Source organism: Dechloromonas denitrificans, from assembly GCF_020510685.1.
Classification (GTDB): Bacteria; Pseudomonadota; Gammaproteobacteria; order Burkholderiales; family Rhodocyclaceae; genus Azonexus; species Azonexus denitrificans_A.
This window is the reverse complement of sequence record NZ_CP075185.1, coordinates 3,940,843-3,958,468: the sequence shown is the minus strand read 5'-3', so window position 1 is coordinate 3,958,468 and position 17,626 is coordinate 3,940,843. Positions and strand designations below refer to the sequence as shown.

Here is a 17,626-nt window from a genome sequence, read left to right as displayed (position 1 = left end):
GCCGCCCTCTCCGCCAGCGGGTAGAGAGGGCGAGGGGCATCGTGCATCAGGCCGCCTGGTGGAGCTCGCCGGCCGTCTGGCTGGCGCCGATCCGGTTGATGCCGCTGAGCAAGGCCTTGATCGAGGCGGTGACGATGTTGCTGTCGAGGCCGATCCCGTAGCGTTCGCCGCCATCCCGGCCGGCAATTTCCATGAAGGCGCAGGCCCGGGCATTGCCGTCTTCGCCGATCGGCGTCATCGAGCGCTCCTCGTAGCTGCGCACCTGGATGGCGAAGCCGGCGCTCTGCAAGGCATGCACCGCGGCGTTGATCGGGCCGTTGCCTTCGCCGCTGAGGATGTGCGGCGTGCCGTCGATCTCGATATTGAGGCGGATGCCCTGGGCCTCGCCGTGCTCGAAGAGATGGTGGCCGAGGTAGCGGACTGGCGAAACGGTATCGAGGTAGGTTTGGGCAAAGAGATTCCAGATATCGTCGGCGCTGACTTCGCCGCCAAAGGCGTCGGTGTGCTGCTGGACGACGCCGGAAAACTCGACCTGGAGGCGGCGCGGCATCACCACGCCGTGCTCGGTTTCCATCAAGTAGGCGATGCCCCCCTTGCCCGACTGGCTATTGACCCGGATCACCGAATCGTAGCTGCGCCCGAGGTCGGCCGGATCGATCGGCAAATAGGGCACGTTCCACGGCTGCTCCGCCTCTTGAGCGGAGAAGCCCTTCTTGATGGCATCCTGGTGGGAGCCGGAGAAGGCCGTGAATACGAGATCGCCAACGTAAGGATGGCGCGGGTGGATGGGCAACTGGTTGCAGTGCTCGACGGTGCGGGCGACGGCATTGATGTCCGAGAAATCGAGGCCGGGATGGACGCCCTGGGTGTACATGTTGAGGGCGACGGTGACGATGTCCACATTGCCGGTCCGCTCGCCGCTGCCGAAAAGGCAGCCCTCGACGCGGTCGGCGCCGGCCATCAAGCCGAGTTCGGCGGCGGCGACGGCGGTGCCGCGGTCGTTGTGCGGGTGGAGGCTGATGATCACGCTGTCGCGCCGGGCAAGATGGCGGTGCATCCACTCGATCTGGTCGGCGTAGATGTTCGGCGTGGCGATCTCCACGGTGGTCGGAAGGTTGAGGATGACCTTGTTGTCCGGCGTCGCGCCCCAGGCGGCGGTCACGGCGTCGCAGACTTCGAGGGCGAAATCGAGTTCGGTGGCGGTGAAGGTTTCCGGGCTGTATTCGAGGGTGATCGCGGTTTCCGGCATCTCGGCGGCAAGCTGCTTGATGAGCTGGACGGCGCTCACCGCCATGGCGACGACCTCCGCCTTGCTCATCGCGAAGACGTTGTCGCGGAACGGCTTGGAGGTAGCGTTATAGACGTGGACGATCGCCTGCCGGGCGCCCTTGAGCGATTCGAAGGTGCGGCGGATAAGGTGTTCACGGGCCTGGGTGAGGACTTCGATGCTGACATCGTCGGGAATGTGCCGGCCGTCGATGAGTTCGCGGACGAAGTCGAATTCGGTCTGCGAGGCGGACGGGAAAGCCACTTCGATTTCCTTGAAGCCGATGGCGCAGAGCGTCTTGAACATCCGCATCTTCTTCTCGCCGTTCATCGGCTCGAACAAAGACTGGTTGCCGTCGCGGAGATCGGTGCTCATCCAGACCGGCGGCTGGGTGATGGTGCGGTTCGGCCATTGGCGGTCGACGAGATTGACCGGGGGAAAGGCGCGGTATTTGCTGTTCGGGTTGGGCAACATGGTGGGCTCCTGGACTCGGCGCTGCATTGATTGGATGAACATCATGTTACGGAAAAACACCCGGCAGGTGCTTGCGTATTGTGGTGTTGTTTCTTGTTGAAACAACATAAACTTGCGCATAAGTAACAAATTTCAGAATAATCGTTCAATACTTAAGATTTCGTGGGAATTACATGCAACTTGATCGCTACGACCGGCAGATCCTCGACATCCTTCAGCAGGATGGGCGGATCAGCAACCAGGATCTGGCCGACCGCATCGGCCTGTCGCCTTCGCCCTGTCTGCGCCGGGTCCGGGCGCTGGAAGAAAACGGCCTGATCACCGGTTATCGCGCCCTGCTCGACGCCAAGAAACTCGGCCTCAGCCTGATGGCGCTGATCGGCATCTCGATGGACCAGCACACGCCGGAACGCTTCGCCAACCTGGAGGCGACGATCGCCGGGATTCCGGAGGTGCTGGAGTGCCTGCTGATCACCGGCCAGCAGTCCGATTACCAGCTGAAGGTCGTCATCCGCGACATGGACGCCTACCAGGATCTGCTGCTCAACAAGATCACCCGCATCCAGGGGGTGACCGGCGTGCATTCCAGTTTTGTGCTGAGGAAAGTGGTCGACCGGACGGCGCTACCTCTCGGCAGCTGAGATCGAGATGGCCGGACGGCCGCGGCTGGACTAGACTGGAGCTGCTGCAGCACATCCCGGAACCGGCCGCTGCTGGTGGCTTGGTCCCGTCTGTAACCCAGTCGAGGAGATTGTCATGGCAGGAAAAATGAAAGCCGCTGTCGTCCACACCTTCGGCCAGCCCCTGGTCATCGAGGAAGTCGATATCCCGGCAGTGCCGCCCGGTCAGGTGCTGGTTCGCATCGTTGCCTCCGGCGTTTGCCATACCGACCTGCACGCCGCCGAAGGCGACTGGCCGGTCAAGCCGTCGCTGCCCTTCATTCCCGGGCACGAAGGCGTCGGTTTCGTCGCCGCGGTCGGCGCCGGCGTCACCTGGGTCAAGGAAGGCGACCGGGTCGGCGTGCCCTGGCTGCACACCGCCTGTGGTCATTGCGAACACTGCATCACCGGCTGGGAAACGCTGTGCGACAGCCAGCAGATGACTGGCTACACGGTGAACGGCGGCTACGCCGAGTACGTGCTGGCCGATCCGTCCTATGTCGGCAAGCTGCCCGACAATCTGGAATTCGCCCCGGCCGCCCCGGTGCTCTGCGCCGGTGTCACCGTCTACAAGGGCCTCAAGCAGCTCGATTGCAAGCCGGGCGACTGGGTGGTGATCTCCGGCATCGGCGGCCTCGGCCACATGGCCGTGCAGTACGCCAAGGCGATGGGCTTCCATGTCATCGCCGTCGATGTCGCCGACGACAAGCTGGCGCTGGCCCGTTCGCTCGGTGCCGACGAAGCGATCAACGCGCTGACCCAGGATCCGGTGCAACTCGTTCAGCAGCAGATTCGCGGCGCCCACGGGGTGCTGGTCACCGCCGTCTCGCGCGCCGCCTTCGGCCAGGCCGTCGGCATGCTGCACAAGCGCGGCACGATGTCGCTGGTCGGCTTGCCGCCGGGCAATTTCGAATTACCGATCTTCGATGTCGTGCTCAACGCCAAGACCGTGCGCGGTTCCATCGTCGGCACCCGCAAAGACCTGCAGGAGGCGCTGGAGTTTGCCGGTGAAGGCAAGGTTGCCACGCACTACAGCATGGACAAGCTCGACAATATCAATGCCATCTTCGGCCGCATGAAGGCCGGCGCCATCGACGGGCGGATCGTCGTCACGATCTGACGCCAGCCTAGGGCCGGGCCCCGGTAGACCACCGGGGCTTTGTTTTTGGCGGCCAACGATAGTCGGCAGTGGCGTCGCCGGGATGCGTATAATCCGCCCCGGAAAGTCGGCCAGGCAATCGCTGGGCGTCGGGGGCAACTTCGATGCCGGGAGGAAAGTCCGGGCTCCATAGGGCAGGATGCCAGTTAACGACTGGGTGCTATACGTCGCAAGACCAAGGCAACGGACAGTGCAACAGAGAATAGACCGCCGATGGCCCCGCAAGGGGATCAGGTAAGGGTGAAACGGCGAGGTAAGAGCTCACCGCGCTGGCGGTAACGTTCAGCGGCACGGTAAACCCCATCCGGAGCAAGACCAAATAGGGAAGCATTAGGCGTGGCCCGCGCTGCTTCCGGGTAGGTTGCTTGAGCCTGTCGGTGACGGCAGGCCTAGAGGAATGATTGCCGAACCCCGCAAGGGGGGAACAGAACCCGGCTTATCGGCCGGCTTTCCACACCATCACCGCCCGGCGCCGGCGCGCCGTGGCATTGCCGCTCAGGGCCAGAGAACGCAGGCCCAGACGGTGGCCGCATTGAGCAGGCTGAAGAGCACTGCGGCGCTGCCCATGTCCTTGGCCCGCTTGGCCAGTTCGTTCTTCTCCGGCGAGGCCTTGTCGACCACCGCTTCGACGGCCGAATTGAGGATTTCGACGATCAGGATCAGGATGATGCTGCCGATCAGCAAGGCGCGTTCAATGCCGCTGTGGCCGAGATAGATCGCCAGCGGGATGGTCACCACAGCGAGCAGGATTTCCTCGCGGAAGGCCGCTTCGTTCTGCCAGGCGGCGACAATGCCGTCACGGGAATAGCCGAGGGCATTCCACAGGCGGGTCAGGCCTTTCTTGCCCTTGAATTCGGCGGCGCTCATTTTCTTTTTTCCAGCAGTGGTTTCAGGAAGCGGCCGGTATGACTGGCCTTGCATTTGGCTACCGTTTCCGGCGTGCCGGCGACGAGGATCCGGCCACCGCCATCGCCGCCTTCCGGGCCGAGATCGACCAGCCAGTCGGCGGTCTTGATGACGTCGAGGTTGTGTTCGATGACGACGATGGTGTTGCCGTGGTCGGCCAGCCGGTGCAGCACGGCGAGCAGCATTTCGATGTCCTGGAAATGCAGGCCGGTGGTCGGTTCGTCGAGGATGTACAGCGTGCGGCCGGTGTCGCGCTTGGACAGTTCGAGGGCCAGCTTGACGCGCTGCGCTTCGCCGCCGGACAGCGTGGTCGCGCTCTGGCCGAGGGTGATGTAGCTGAGACCGACATCGACCAGGGTCTGCAGCTTTCTCGCCACGACCGGCACGGCATCGTAGAACTCGCGCGCCTGCTCGACGGTCATCTCGAGAATCTCGTGGATCGTCTTGCCCTTGTAGTGGATTTCCAGCGTCTCGCGGTTGTAGCGCTTGCCGTGGCAGACGTCGCACGGGACGTAGATGTCGGGCAGGAAGTGCATCTCGACCTTGAGCATGCCGTCGCCCTGGCAGGCCTCGCAGCGGCCGCCCTTGACGTTGAAGCTGAAGCGGCCGGGGCCGTAGCCGCGGGCGCGGGATTCCGGCACCTGGGCGAACAGTTCGCGGATCGGCGTCAATAGGCCGGTGTAGGTGGCCGGGTTGGAGCGCGGCGTGCGGCCGATCGGCGACTGGTCGACATTGATCACCTTGTCGAACTGTTCGAGGCCGACGATTTCCTTGTGCGGCGCCGGTTCGGTGGTCGAACCGTAAAGGTGTTTGGCGGCCGCGGCGTACAGCGTGTCGTTGATCAGCGTCGACTTGCCCGAGCCGGAAACACCGGTGATGCAGGTGAGCAGACCGAGCGGCAGCTCCAGCGTGACATCCTTGAGGTTGTTGCCGTAGGCGCCGACGACCTTGAGTTGCTTGTCGGGATTCGGCGGGCGCCGGGTTTTCGGTCCATTAATCGACTTGCGGCCGGAGAGGTAGGCGCCGGTCATCGACGCCGGGTTGGCGGTGACTTCGGCCGGCGTCCCTTCGGCGACGACGAAACCGCCGTGGATGCCGGCGCCCGGGCCGATGTCGACGACGTAATCGGCGGAGCGGATGGCGTCCTCGTCGTGCTCGACGACGAGCACGGTGTTGCCCATGTCGCGCAGGTTGCGCAGCGTTTCCAGCAGGCGGTCGTTGTCGCGCTGGTGCAGGCCGATCGACGGTTCATCCAGGACGTACATCACCCCGGTCAGCCCCGAGCCGATCTGCGAGGCCAGCCGGATGCGCTGCGCCTCGCCGCCCGACAGCGTTTCGGCCGAGCGTTCTAGGCACAGGTAATCGAGCCCGACGTTGATCAGGAAGGAGAGGCGGGCGGTGATTTCCTTCAATATCTTGTCGGCAACCTGCGCCTTGTTGCCGGTCAGTTCCAGGCAATTGAAGTAGTTGCGCGCCTCGCCGAGCGGCAGGCGGCTGATTTCATGCAGCGTCTTGGCGCCGACCCGGACATGCCGCGCCTCGGTGCGCAGCCGGGTGCCGTTGCAGGTCGGGCAGCTGATGTTGCTGACGTACTTCGACAGCTCTTCGCGTACCGCCTGCGAATCGCTGCCGCGGTAGCGTCGTTCGAGGTTGGGGATGATGCCCTCGAAGGTATGGCTGCGGTCGAAGCGCGTGCCTTTTTCGTTCAGGTAACGGAAGTTGATTTCCGTCCGGCCGGAGCCGTAGAGGACCAGCTGGCGGGCTTCTTCGGTCAGCTGGTTGAACGGCGTGTCGACCGAGAAACCGTAATGGTCGGCCAGCGATTCGATAATCTGGAAATAGAACTGGTTCTTTTTGTCCCAGCCGCGAATCGCCCCGCCGGCCAGCGACAGCGCCGGGTTGGTGACGACCCGCTTGGGGTCGAAGAACTGGATCACCCCGAGGCCGTCGCACTTCGGGCAGGCGCCCATCGGGTTGTTGAAGGAGAACAGTCGTGGTTCCAGCTCCTGCAAGGCATACGAGCAGACCGGGCAGGCGAACTTGGCGGAGAACATGTGCTCCTTGCCGCCCTCCATCTCCAGCGCAATCGCCCGCCCCTCGGCATGGCGCAGCGCCGTCTCGAACGATTCGGCCAGCCGTTGGCGCATGTCGTCACGCACCTTCAGGCGGTCGACCACGACATCGACAGTATGTTTTTGCGCCTTGCTCAGCTTCGGCACGTCGTCGATCTCGTACACCGTGCCGTCGACCCGGACGCGGGCGAAACCCTGGGCGCGCAATTCGGCGAACAGGTCCATCTGCTCGCCCTTGCGGTTGGCCACCACCGGGGCGAGGATCATCAGCTTGGTTTCGGCCGGCAGGGCGAGCACGGTATCGACCATCTGCGACACCGTCTGGGCTTCCAGCGGATGGTTGTGCTCCGGGCAGTAGGGCGTGCCGGCGCGAGCAAAGAGCAGGCGCAGGTAGTCGTGAATCTCGGTCACCGTGCCGACGGTCGACCGCGGGTTGTGCGAAGTCGCCTTCTGCTCGATGGAAATGGCCGGGCTTAGGCCTTCGATCAGATCGACATCCGGCTTCTCCATCAACTGCAGGAACTGCCGGGCATAGGCCGACAGCGATTCGACGTAACGCCGCTGCCCCTCGGCATACAGCGTATCGAAAGCGAGCGACGACTTGCCCGAGCCGGACAGGCCGGTAATCACGATCAGCTGGTTGCGCGGCAGATCGAGATTGATGTTCTTCAGGTTGTGGGTGCGCGCGCCGCGAATGCGGATGGTTTCCATCGCTGTTCTATTCTCGGTTGGGGGAAGGGGAACTATACGCAAAACTGTAGCCGGATGCACGGAAGACTGTATGAAAAAACAGTTTCCGGTCGCGTTGTTCGCTCTGCTTTGCGCTCGGGCACGCCGGTTTGGAACGCGGACCGGCCGGGCAAGGCCCGACCGATTATTTTTCCAGTCTCACGCCCTGAGACTCGGGTGCTTCAAAGTGGCGTAAACCAACCACTGGAAATCGCCATGAACAATACCTATCCACCTGATCGCCTGGTCTTTATCGCCCTCGTTTTTGGCGCGCTAATCGCCAATCTGCCCTGGTAGGTCACCGCCGTTCCGATAGTGCAAAAAAGTACAGGCGGCTATGATGCTGGCACAAATCAAGGGGGGCGTATGACCAAATCCGAACGGTTCGGAATCATCGAACGCATGCTGCTTTCCCGGCGCCGCGTCAGCTTTGCTGATCTGCAAAACCGTCTTGAAGTCTCGCGCGCCACCGTGCACCGCGACATCAAGGATCTGCGCGAACGCATGAACGTACCCATCCTTTGCGACCGCGACACCGGCAGCTACCGCATCGACGCCAGCGTCGAACGTTACGAACTGCCCGGCGTCTGGTTCTCGGCCGGCGAAATCCATGCCCTGCTCAGCATGCAGCAACTGCTCGCCGCCTTCGATGCCGGCGGCCTGCTTGCCGAACACGTTGGCCCGTTGCGCCAGCGTCTGCTCGGCATGCTCGAAAGCGCCACCGATTCTGCCGACGAGATCGCCCGGCGCATCCGCATCCTGAGCGTCGCCGCCCGCCACTACGCGCCGCAACACTTCCAGCACATCGCCGCCGCTCTCATGGAACGGCGCCGGCTCAGCATCGAATACGTCGCCCGCAGCAAGGGCGACACCAGCCAGCGCGAAATCTCGCCGCAACGCCTGACCCACTACCGCGACAACTGGTACCTCGACGCCTGGTGCCACCTGCGCGACGAACTGCGCAGCTTTGCGGTCGACGCCATCAAAACCGTCAAAACCATCGATGCCGTCGCCCAGGAAATCCCCGAAGCCGAACTCGATGCTGCGCTGGGCACCGGCTACGGCATCTTCGCCGGCGCCGAAGTGCAATGGGCGACGCTCCTCTTCACCCCCGAACGCGCCCGCTGGGTCGCCGCCGAACACTGGCACCCGGAGCAGAAAGGCAGCTTTCTCGACGACGGCAGCTACCAACTGCGCCTGCCGTACAGCAACGATCCGGAGCTGATCATGGATATTTTGAAATATGGGCCGGATTGCCAGGTGGTGGGGCCGGCGGGGTTGCGGGAGAAGGTCGGGCAATTACTACTGGCAGCAGCAAGGAGATATGGCAATGGATGATTTCACCCCGTCCGACTTGAAAACCATCCTGCACTCGAAGCGGGCCAATCTCTATTACCTGGAACACTGTCGGGTTCTGGTCAATGGCGGTCGCGTGGAATACGTGACCGACGAGGGATCTCGCTCCATGTACTGGAACATCCCCATCGCCAATACCACGTCGGTCATGCTCGGGACGGGGACGTCGATCACGCAAGCTGCTATGCGGGAGTTGGCCAAGGCTGGCGTGATGGTTGGTTTCTGCGGGGGCGGTGGAACGCCTTTGTTCAGCGCTAACGAAATCGATGTCGAAGTCGCCTGGTTTTCGCCGCAAAGCGAATATCGCCCGACTGAATATTTGCAGGCCTGGGTTCGTTTTTGGTTCGACGATGCCAAGCGTCTGGAAGCGGCAAAAGCCTTTCAGCAGGTCCGCCTCGACTTCATCGCCAAGCAGTGGATCAACAATCGGCAATTGTCCGATGCCGGTTTCCAGATCGACGCCCATGTTTTGCTCAATGCGCTGGCGTCTTCGCGCCAGCATGTCGCCGCCGCCGTGGACAACACGGCCTTGCTGACCGAAGAGGCGCGGCTGACCAAACATCTCTTCAAGCTGGCGGTCAACGCGGTCGGCTACGGCGAATTCACGCGCGCCAAACGCGGTGGCGGCACCGATCCGGCCAATCGTTTCCTCGATCACGGCAACTATCTTGCCTACGGCCTCGGTGCCACGGCAACCTGGGTGCTCGGCCTGCCGCACGGTCTGGCGATCCTGCACGGCAAGACGCGGCGCGGTGGGCTGGTCTTCGACGTAGCCGATCTGATCAAGGACGCGCTGGTCTTGCCGCAAGCCTTTATCTCGGCCATGCGCGGCGACGATGAGCAAACCTTTCGTCAGGGCTGTATCGAACGTTTTGCCCAGACCGAAGCGCTCGATTTCGCCATCGACACGATCAAGGCCGTCGCACTCAAAACGGGGGCGGCCGAGTCATGAACATCATGCTGATTTCCCAGTGCAGCAAGAATGCGCTGGTCGAAACCCGGCGCATCCTCGACCAGTTCGCCGAACGGCGTGGCGAGCGCACCTGGCAGACGGCGATCACGCAGAACGGGCTGGATACCCTGCGCCGTCTGCTGCGCCAGACTGCCCGCAAGAATACGGCGGTGGCCTGCCACTGGATACGCGGCAAGGACCACAGCGAACTGATCTGGATCGTCGGCGATGCCCGGCAATTCAACGAAAGAGGCGCCACGCCGACCAATACCACCAGCCGCGACATCCTGCGCGCCAACGATGAAAACGACTGGCACAGCGCTGAAATCATCCGTTTGCTGGTGAGCATTGCCGCGCTGTTCCACGATTTCGGCAAGGCCAGCGAAGCCTTTCAAAACAAGCTGAAAAGTAGCAAGCCCTTGGCCGATGCCTATCGTCACGAGTGGGTTTCGCTGCGCCTGTTCGAGGCCTTCGTAAATGGCGACGCCGACACCGACTGGTTGGCGCGGATGGCTGATCTCCCGGACAGCGCAGCCAAGGAGGTCGAAACTCGCCTGCTCAAGGATGGCGTTGGAACCAGCGGCGTCAAAACACCGTTTGCCACCTTGCCGCCCCTGGCGCAAGTGGTTGGCTGGCTGATCGTCAGCCATCACCGCATGCCGACGCCGGAAACCCTACATACCAAGGCGCTGGCCTACTTGCCCGCCAATATCGAAGCCAACTGGTGTGGCGCACGCGAAGGCATGAAGCAAACAGAAATCGCCGCCTGCTGGCATTTCCCGAAAGGCTTGCCGCTGACCAGCAAGCATTGGCGCAAGCACGCGGGCAAAGTGGCGTCGGCTCTGTTGCAACAGCTCGGGCGGGAGCCGCGTGACTGGCGCCATGAAGCTTACGTTCTGCACCTTTCCCGCATGGCGCTGATGTTGTCCGATCACTACTATTCCAGCGAGCCCAGCCACGAGCGTTACGGTGACAAGGTCGGCAAGAAGGATGCGGTTTACGCCAATACCGACCGCAAAACCGGCCAGCTCAAACAACGCCTCGACGAACACCTGATTGGCGTCGAGGTGAATGCCAGCCGCGTCGTGCAGGCTTTGCCCCGGCTGGCAGCACAGTTACCACGTCTGGCCCGCCACAAGGGGTTTCGCGAACGCAGCAAGGATGCCTTTGCCTGGCAGAACCGCGCTTTCGACGTGGCCGAAGGCCTGCGCGCCCGTTCCGCAGAACAGGGCTTTTTCGGCATCAACATGGCGTCGACCGGCTGCGGCAAGACGCTGGCAAACGGCCGCATTCTCTATGCGCTGGCCGATTCGGTGCGCGGGGCGCGGTTTACCGTCGCCCTTGGTTTGCGCACGCTGACCTTACAAACCGGCGATGCCTATCGCGATCGCCTGCGTCTCGGGAGCGACGAAATGGCCGTGCTGGTCGGCGGTGCCGCCGTGCGGGCGCTGCATGAGCAGCAACAGGCCGAAGCCCGCCTGCAGGCCAACGGCTCCGAATCCAGCGCCGAACTGCTGCCCGAATACAACCAGGTTTTCTACGACGGCAGCCTGGAGGATGGCCCGCTGAATCGCTGGCTGGGCGAAAATCAGCCGGCCAGCAAATTGCTCAACGCGCCCATCCTGGTGTGCACCATCGATCACCTGATGCCCGCCACCGAAGGCACGCGCGGTGGCCACCAGATTCCGCCCATGCTGCGCCTGATGAGTTCCGATCTGGTGCTCGACGAGCCGGACGATTTCGGTATGGAAGACCTGCCGGCGCTCAGCCGTCTGGTGCATTGGGCCGGCATGCTGGGCAGCCGGGTGTTGCTCTCTTCGGCCACCTTGCCGCCGGCACTGATCGAAGGCCTGTTTCAGGCCTATCTGGCCGGTCGGCAGCAGTTCCAGCAGCACCGAGGCCGGCCCGGCCAGCCGCTCAATGTCTGCTGCGCCTGGTTTGACGAGTTCTCGGCGGTGGCTTCCGAGCACGGCGCTGCCGAAAGCTACCGTGCCGAGCACCAGAATTTTGTACAGAAACGACTGGCTCGCTTGGCGCGCGCCGAAGCGCGGCGGCATGCCGAAATCCTGCCGCTGCCGATTGCCCAGGCCAAGCTCGAAATCGTCTGTGCCGAACTGGCGCAAGCCTTGCGGCCGCAATTGAGCCGCCTGCACCAGTTAAATTGCACGGTCGACCCAGCCAGCGGCAAGAAGATCAGTTTTGGCCTCGTACGCTTCGCCAATATCAATCCGCTGGTTGCCGTGGCGCGGGAGTTGATCCGCCTCGGTGCCGAGCGCGGGCAGCGTATCCACCTTTGTGTTTACCACTCGCGGCACCCGCTGCTGGTGCGCTCGGCCATCGAACATCGACTGGATCGCCTGCTCAACCGTAAGCAGCCGCAAGCCGTCTTTGCCGAGCCGGAAATCCAGCAGGCGATTACCGCCGGCCCCGAAAGCGACCACCTCTTCGTCGTTCTCGCCACTGCCGTCGCCGAAGTCGGGCGGGACCACGATTACGACTGGGCGATTGTCGAACCCTCGTCGATGCGCTCGATCATCCAATTGGCCGGCCGGGTGCGCCGCCATCGGCCGGATGCCTACTCGCCCACCAACTTGTTGCTGCTCGACACCAACATCCAGCACCTGACCACCGGCATGAGCCAGCCGGCCTTCTTGCGCCCCGGCTTCGAGTCGTCCAATCCGGCGGCCAAGAATTTCCGGCTCCTGAGCCATCGGCTTACCGAACTGCTGGCGCCGGAGCAATTGAAAGCCATCGACGCTTCCAGCCGCATTTGCGAGCGCGACGAGCTTTGCCCAACCGGCAACTTGGTCGATCTCGAACATGCCCGTTTGCGCGAACTGATGCAGGCGCCGTCATCCGGACAAACGCCGCTCAGCCTGCCTGTGCCCTTGTGGTGGACGACCGGCGCGCACCTCAGCGGCTACCTGCAGCGCCGCGATCCATTCCGCCAGGACAAGCTGGGCCGACAACGCTACGGCCTGCTCCCGGAGGAGGACGGGAAGATTGGTTTTTGTCGCTTTGGCGACGACGGCAAGCCGGTTGTGGTCGACAACCTCCTGCATCGAATTTCCCTGGAACCAGGCCCCAGCCTTGGCTTCTGGGGCGAGCCGGATTACCCGGCGGCACTGGCCAGTCTGGCCGAGCGTCTGGACATGGAACTCCGCGAGTGCGCGGAGAAATTCGGCGTGCTGGATTTGCCGTTGAAGTCCGTGGAAGACGGGCTGCAAGTTGATGAAGAGTGGGGGTATCACCCCGTATTAGGTTTCAGCAGGTTTCGCTAAGCAGTTTTCAGCAAAGGAGCGTACAGATGACAGAACCAAGTAACTCACTGGCACCACCGGGTTCGGTGGCGTCGATCAAGGCGACGATTCATGCTTTTCTGCAGGAACGCCTCCAGCCCAAGCTGGAAAAGCTCAAGCCGGAAGAGGATGAGCAGCGGCAAACCTTGCTGCAGGATTACCTGCCGGCAAACTGGATTCCCGATGCCGCCCGGCGCGTGGGCCAGATTCAGCAAGTAACCCATGCCCTTAAATTTACCCATCCCGACGCTCGCGGCTCTAGTCTGAGCGTTGCCGGCAATCCGGCGGTCGGTGAAGAAATCGTCGGTACGCATACGGTGGCCCAGCGCTTGGTGCCGGATGTGGTTGGCAATGCGGCGGCGCTGGATGTGTATAAATTTCTCCGCCTTTCGGTGGGCGGAAAAACCATCCTGGACCTTGCCGCAACGGCAGATCCTGCATTGGCTGCAGCGTTTTCCGATGATGCCGATTTGGCGCAAACCTTGATGGCGGCCTTCGCATCGCTGACTGAAGCCAAGGGACAGCCGGCTTCCAACAAGCTCGCCAAGCAGGTGTATTGGCCGATTGAAGGCCAAAGCTACCATCTGCTCGCGCCGCTTTTTCCGACCTCGCTGGTGCATGGCTTGTGGAAGCGAATCCGCGAGGATCGTTTTTCCGACGAGGCCAAGGCGGCGCGGGATGCGAGACGCAACGGGCTTGCCCATCCGCACGGTTATTGCGAATACCCGAATGTGGCGATTCAGAATTTCGGGGGCACCAAGCCGCAGAACATCAGCCAACTGAACAGCGAGCGTTATGGCGAAAACTACCTCCTGCCTTCGCTGCCGCCGAACTGGAAATCCGCCGAGGTTCGCGCGCCGCTGGCGGTCAACAGCGTTTTCGACCGCATTTTCGGCAGCCGTCCTCGGGTACGCGAGCTGGTCCGCATCCTGAAAGAGTTCCTGGTCAGCGTCGAGCATGCCGGGACCAACATCCGCATCCGCGACAAGCGGGCCGAACTGGCCGGCTTGATCCGTGACGAGGCGTTCCAGTACGCCGCCGAACTGCGGCAACTGGAACCTGGCTGGAGTGCGCTACCTGAATGCCTGCTCAATGGCGCCGAGCAATGCTGGCTCGACCCGGAGCGGGCCGAGCAGGACACCGATTTCGCCAGCCTGCGGCAACGTGGCGACTGGCAGGACGAAATTTGCCGGCGCTTCGGCAACTGGCTGAACGCCCGCCTGACCACTCCCTGCACGCCGATGGGCGCGGTTGAAGCGGCGCATTGGCGCGATGTTCTGGACGATGAAATGCGCATGATGCGCGATGAGGTGGCTGACGATGAGTGATGTCTTTGCCTTGGTTCTGTTGCCGCATCTCAAGGTGCAGAACGCCAATGCCATCTCCGGGCCGTTGACCTGGGGTTTTCCTTCGCCGACCGCTTTTGCCGGGTTTGCCCATGCGCTGGAGCGCAAGTTCGCGGCGGAGCTGGATGAAGGCTTTGCCGGTGTGGGCATCATCTGCCACCACTTCGAACCGCAGGTTTTTCAACCGCCGGGGCGTCGTACCCAGGTGTTCCGCTTGACCCGCAATCCGGTCGGCAAGGACGGCGGCACGCTGGCGCTGGTCGAAGAAGGCCGCGCCCACATGGAAGTCAGCCTGGTTATCGCTGTCAGGGATTACAAGTCCGATGGCGACGGCAAAGACCTGGCCGAGCGACTGCACCACGCCGCCCAGGGCATGCGCTTGGCCGGCGGCAGCCTGCTGCACCAGGCGGGGAAACGCTATCAGGCCCAATGGTGGCCGCTGGCCGGCGATGTCGAGGGCGACGCCAGGATATTCCGCCGCCTGCGCCGTCGCCTGTTGCCGGGTTTTGCCCTGGTTCAGCGAGACGACCTGCTGGCCGGCCATCTTGATGAAATGCGGGCGACACAGCCGGATAGCAACGCCCTCGACGCCTTGCTCGATCTTTCGCGCCTCAACATCGAGCCGGTCGTCAGCCAAGCGGACGAGGCCGATGCGCCGGTGAAATGGGAAATCCGCCGCAAGCCCGGTTGGCTGGTGCCGCTGCCCATCGGCTACGGCGGCATTTCGCCGCTTTACGCGCCGGGCGAGGTGGAAAACGCCCGCGACGCCGCTACGCCTTTCCGCTTTGTTGAAAGTCTTTACTCGCTGGGTGAGTGGGTCAGTCCGCATCGGCTCAATGACCTGAGCCAACTGCTGTGGACGCAGGAAACCGACGCCGCCAACGGCATTTATCGCTGCATCAATCGCTATTCCGAATCGCTTGCCAACTTCAAGGAGCAACAAAATGGCTAAAACCGACCTGAAAACCGCTTCCGTCCTCGCTTTTGAACGCAAGCTCGATCCTTCCGACGCACTTTTTAGTGCTGGAAAATGGGCAGAGCGTGGTGCTGGAGAAAAATGGGTGGCCGTCGCTGTGCGCGAGAAATCCGTGCGCGGCACGATCTCCAACCGCCTCTCGACCAAGGACCAGGACCCGGCCAAGCTCGATGCCTCGATCCAGTCGCCGAATTTGCAGACAGTTGATGTCGCAACCCTGCCCAACGACGCCGACACGCTGCGCGTGCGCTTTACCCTGCGCATCCTGGGCGGTGCCGGAACGCCCTCGGCATGCAATAACGCCGACTACCAGATCAAGCTGCAAGGCACGGTGCAGCAATACGCCAAAGAGGTTGGCTTTGCCGAACTGGCCCGGCGCTATGCCAGCAACCTGGCCAACGGCCGTTTCCTGTGGCGCAACCGGATGGGCGCGGAACAGGTCGAAGTCCAGGTTCGCCAACTGGCGCAGGGCGAAGCCGCGCAAAGCTGGACTTTCGACGCACTGGGTTTTTCGCTGCGCGACTTCGCTGCCGATAGCCAGGCTTTGGGCGAGTTGGCGAAGGTGATCGAGCTGGGGCTGGCCGGGCAAGCGCATGCCTTGCTGGAGGTTGTTGCTTACGTGCGGGTGGGCGATGGGCAGGAGGTTTATCCCTCACAGGAGTTGATTCTCGACCGTGGCGACAAGAAGGGCCAAAAGAGCAAGACCCTTTATCACGTCGGCGACGTGGCCGGGATCCACAGCCAGAAAATCGGCAATGCCTTGCGCACCATCGATACCTGGTACCCGGCGGATGAAGAGAACGGGAACATCGGCCCGATTGCGGTGGAGCCGTACGGCTCGGTGACATCGCAAGGCAAGGCTTACCGCCAGCCGAAGCAGAAGGCTGACTTCTACAATCTGCTCGACGATTGGGTGCTGAAAGACAAAGCGCCGGAAGCCGGTAATCAACATTACGTGATGGCAACCCTGATCCGCGGCGGCGTCTTTGGCGAAAAGGACTGAGGCATGGATTCCTATATCGAACTCCAGCTTTTGCCGGACCCGGAGTTTCCCGCCAACATGCTGATGAATGCGCTATTCGCCAAGCTGCACCGAGGTTTGGTAAGCAGCGGGGAAGGGCGGGTCGGGATCAGTTTTCCCGATGTCGGGCAGAAAGGTGTCGGCCTGGGGGTGCGGCTGCGCCTGCATGGGACTGCGGCCGATCTTGAGCATTTGATGTCCGCGAACTGGCTACTGGGGATGCGCGATCATCTTTCCTGTAGTCCTGTCAGTCCGGTTCCTGTGCATGCGGCATATCGAGTAGTGCGACGCGTGCAGGCCAAAAGCAGCCCGGAACGGGAGCGGCGGCGCTTGGTCGCTCGCAAGGGGATTAGCGCTGAAGCGGCAATGCAAGCCATTCCTGATAACACGGCGGAAACGCTGTGTCTTCCTTATTTGCTACTCGCTAGTCAAAGCACGCAGCAGCAATTCCGCTTGTTCGTTGAACATCTTCCTGTGCAAAAAGAAGCGGCAAATGGAAGATTTAGCGCTTATGGGCTGAGTTCTACCGGGACCGTGCCCTGGTTTTAGACCCTTTTTTAGGGGGGTGAAATATCCCCCCTGAAAATCAATGAGTTATTCGGTTGTTTGAGATTTTGGTTTTTACGGTTGGAATGGGGATATTTCTTTAAAAATTAGATTGATAGGTAGAATCCTTTGTACGTCACTGCCGGACAGGCAGCTCAGAAACTTCGTCCGCGGAGTCGACAATGCCAAGGCCTCGTCACTGCCGGACAGGCAGCTCAGAAAAAGTGGTCGGCTGCCATTGGTACGTATAGGACCGTCACTGCCGGACAGGCAGCTCAGAAACAGCTCGCAACGTAGTCGGCCGGCCTGCACGGCGTCACTGCCGGACAGGCAGCTCAGAAAAATTCGGATAAACAATGTGCGGCCCTTGCTTCCGTCACTGCCGGACAGGCAGCTCAGAAAGACTTCGGCGGCGGTGTCGGATCGCCCTGCAGCGTCACTGCCGGACAGGCAGCTCAGAAACACGGCGGCTGTTGATGTGGGCAACGTCACGACGTCACTGCCGGACAGGCAGCTCAGAAAATGTCACCGACCACGACCAGCCTCCGGATGGTCGTCACTGCCGGACAGGCAGCTCAGAAATATTGGAAAGGCAAGTACGGCGGAATCCCGGTCGTCACTGCCGGACAGGCAGCTCAGAAAATCCTCGAAACCGAGGAAAAGACCGCTTTCACCGTCACTGCCGGACAGGCAGCTCAGAAAAGGCGCTGATCGAACCTCAGGTGCGCGACGACCGTCACTGCCGGACAGGCAGCTCAGAAAAGAATGGGCAGCGCGGGCCAGAATGGGCGGCGCGTCACTGCCGGACAGGCAGCTCAGAAAGATAAAAAGCAGTTCGAGCGCGATCTATTGGACGTCACTGCC

12 protein-coding genes, 1 other RNA gene and 1 CRISPR repeat array (1 of these 14 cut by a window edge) are annotated in these 17,626 nt (G+C 62.2%); of the genes, 10 read left to right on the top strand and 3 right to left on the bottom strand.

What is annotated here, in order from left to right; translation table 11 throughout:
• Window positions 1-46: 46 nt before the first annotated feature.
• A complete protein-coding gene (gene leuA / locus KI611_RS18870) occupies window positions 47-1,741 on the bottom strand; it encodes a 2-isopropylmalate synthase (RefSeq protein ID WP_226417191.1) in 1,695 nt (564 codons plus the stop codon).
• Window positions 1,742-1,914: 173 nt separating this feature from the next.
• On the opposite strand from leuA, the gene KI611_RS18865 reads away from it, so the two are divergent.
• From KI611_RS18865 to rnpB, 3 genes are all read left to right on the top strand, one after another.
• The gene (locus KI611_RS18865) at window positions 1,915-2,382 is read left to right on the top strand and encodes an Lrp/AsnC family transcriptional regulator (RefSeq protein WP_226417190.1); all 468 of its coding nucleotides are present in this window, start codon (window positions 1,915-1,917) and stop codon (window positions 2,380-2,382) included.
• 115 nt (window positions 2,383-2,497) lie between these two features.
• Window positions 2,498-3,520: an alcohol dehydrogenase AdhP gene (adhP, locus tag KI611_RS18860; RefSeq protein ID WP_226417189.1), complete on the top strand. Its 1,023-nt coding sequence runs from the start codon at window positions 2,498-2,500 to the stop codon at window positions 3,518-3,520.
• Window positions 3,521-3,622: 102 nt separating this feature from the next.
• Window positions 3,623-4,014, top strand: an RNA gene (gene rnpB, locus KI611_RS18855) — RNase P RNA component class A.
• A gap of 40 nt (window positions 4,015-4,054) precedes the next feature.
• Here the strand turns inward: rnpB and KI611_RS18850 are convergent.
• Both KI611_RS18850 and uvrA read right to left on the bottom strand, forming a co-directional pair.
• A complete protein-coding gene (locus KI611_RS18850) occupies window positions 4,055-4,426 on the bottom strand; it encodes a diacylglycerol kinase (RefSeq protein ID WP_226417188.1) in 372 nt (123 codons plus the stop codon).
• Window positions 4,423-7,248, bottom strand: coding sequence for an excinuclease ABC subunit UvrA (uvrA, locus tag KI611_RS18845; RefSeq protein ID WP_226417187.1), 2,826 nt, complete (start codon window positions 7,246-7,248; stop codon window positions 4,423-4,425). The genes KI611_RS18850 and uvrA overlap by 4 nt, the downstream gene beginning before the upstream one ends.
• Before the next feature lie 384 nt (window positions 7,249-7,632).
• Here uvrA and KI611_RS18840 point away from each other — a divergent pair, with 384 nt between their 5' ends.
• From KI611_RS18840 to cas6f, 7 genes are read left to right on the top strand one after another with little or no spacing between them, the layout of a single operon-like run.
• Window positions 7,633-8,604, top strand: coding sequence for a helix-turn-helix transcriptional regulator (locus tag KI611_RS18840; RefSeq protein ID WP_226417186.1), 972 nt, complete (start codon window positions 7,633-7,635; stop codon window positions 8,602-8,604).
• Window positions 8,597-9,574, top strand: coding sequence for a type I-F CRISPR-associated endonuclease Cas1f (gene cas1f / locus KI611_RS18835; protein ID WP_226417185.1), 978 nt, complete (start codon window positions 8,597-8,599; stop codon window positions 9,572-9,574). The genes KI611_RS18840 and cas1f overlap by 8 nt, the downstream gene beginning before the upstream one ends.
• Window positions 9,571-12,855: a type I-F CRISPR-associated helicase Cas3f gene (gene cas3f, locus KI611_RS18830; protein WP_226417184.1), complete on the top strand. Its 3,285-nt coding sequence runs from the start codon at window positions 9,571-9,573 to the stop codon at window positions 12,853-12,855. The genes cas1f and cas3f overlap by 4 nt, the downstream gene beginning before the upstream one ends.
• On the top strand, window positions 12,813-14,201 hold the full coding sequence (gene csy1, locus KI611_RS18825; RefSeq protein WP_226417183.1) for a type I-F CRISPR-associated protein Csy1: 1,389 nt from the start codon (window positions 12,813-12,815) through the stop codon (window positions 14,199-14,201). Before cas3f ends, csy1 begins: the two co-directional genes overlap by 43 nt.
• A complete protein-coding gene (csy2, locus tag KI611_RS18820) occupies window positions 14,194-15,171 on the top strand; it encodes a type I-F CRISPR-associated protein Csy2 (RefSeq protein WP_226417182.1) in 978 nt (325 codons plus the stop codon). Before csy1 ends, csy2 begins: the two co-directional genes overlap by 8 nt.
• Entirely contained in the window at window positions 15,164-16,198 is a 1,035-nt protein-coding gene (gene csy3, locus KI611_RS18815; RefSeq protein WP_226417181.1) for a type I-F CRISPR-associated protein Csy3, read from the top strand. The genes csy2 and csy3 overlap by 8 nt, the downstream gene beginning before the upstream one ends.
• Before the next feature lie 3 nt (window positions 16,199-16,201).
• Entirely contained in the window at window positions 16,202-16,765 is a 564-nt protein-coding gene (gene cas6f / locus KI611_RS18810) for a type I-F CRISPR-associated endoribonuclease Cas6/Csy4 (RefSeq protein ID WP_226417180.1), read from the top strand.
• 131 nt (window positions 16,766-16,896) lie between these two features.
• Window positions 16,897-17,626: direct repeats of the CRISPR family, unit length 28 nt; unit sequence CGTCACTGCCGGACAGGCAGCTCAGAAA (it continues 2,478 nt past the right edge of the window).

Excerpts from the sequence above, each read along its gene's own strand:
- KI611_RS18865 (WP_226417190.1), top strand. The coding sequence starts at position 1,915 with ATGCAACTTGATCGCTACGACCGGCAGATCCTCGACATCCTTCAGCAG.
- adhP (WP_226417189.1), top strand. The coding sequence starts at position 2,498 with ATGGCAGGAAAAATGAAAGCCGCTGTCGTCCACACCTTCGGCCAGCCC.
- KI611_RS18850 (WP_226417188.1), bottom strand. The coding sequence starts at position 4,426 with ATGAGCGCCGCCGAATTCAAGGGCAAGAAAGGCCTGACCCGCCTGTGG.
- leuA (WP_226417191.1), bottom strand. The coding sequence starts at position 1,741 with ATGTTGCCCAACCCGAACAGCAAATACCGCGCCTTTCCCCCGGTCAAT.
- KI611_RS18840 (WP_226417186.1), top strand. The coding sequence starts at position 7,633 with ATGACCAAATCCGAACGGTTCGGAATCATCGAACGCATGCTGCTTTCC.
- csy3 (WP_226417181.1), top strand. The coding sequence starts at position 15,164 with ATGGCTAAAACCGACCTGAAAACCGCTTCCGTCCTCGCTTTTGAACGC.
- cas6f (WP_226417180.1), top strand. The coding sequence starts at position 16,202 with ATGGATTCCTATATCGAACTCCAGCTTTTGCCGGACCCGGAGTTTCCC.
- csy2 (WP_226417182.1), top strand. The coding sequence starts at position 14,194 with ATGAGTGATGTCTTTGCCTTGGTTCTGTTGCCGCATCTCAAGGTGCAG.
- cas3f (WP_226417184.1), top strand. The coding sequence starts at position 9,571 with ATGAACATCATGCTGATTTCCCAGTGCAGCAAGAATGCGCTGGTCGAA.
- cas1f (WP_226417185.1), top strand. The coding sequence starts at position 8,597 with ATGGATGATTTCACCCCGTCCGACTTGAAAACCATCCTGCACTCGAAG.
- uvrA (WP_226417187.1), bottom strand. The coding sequence starts at position 7,248 with ATGGAAACCATCCGCATTCGCGGCGCGCGCACCCACAACCTGAAGAAC.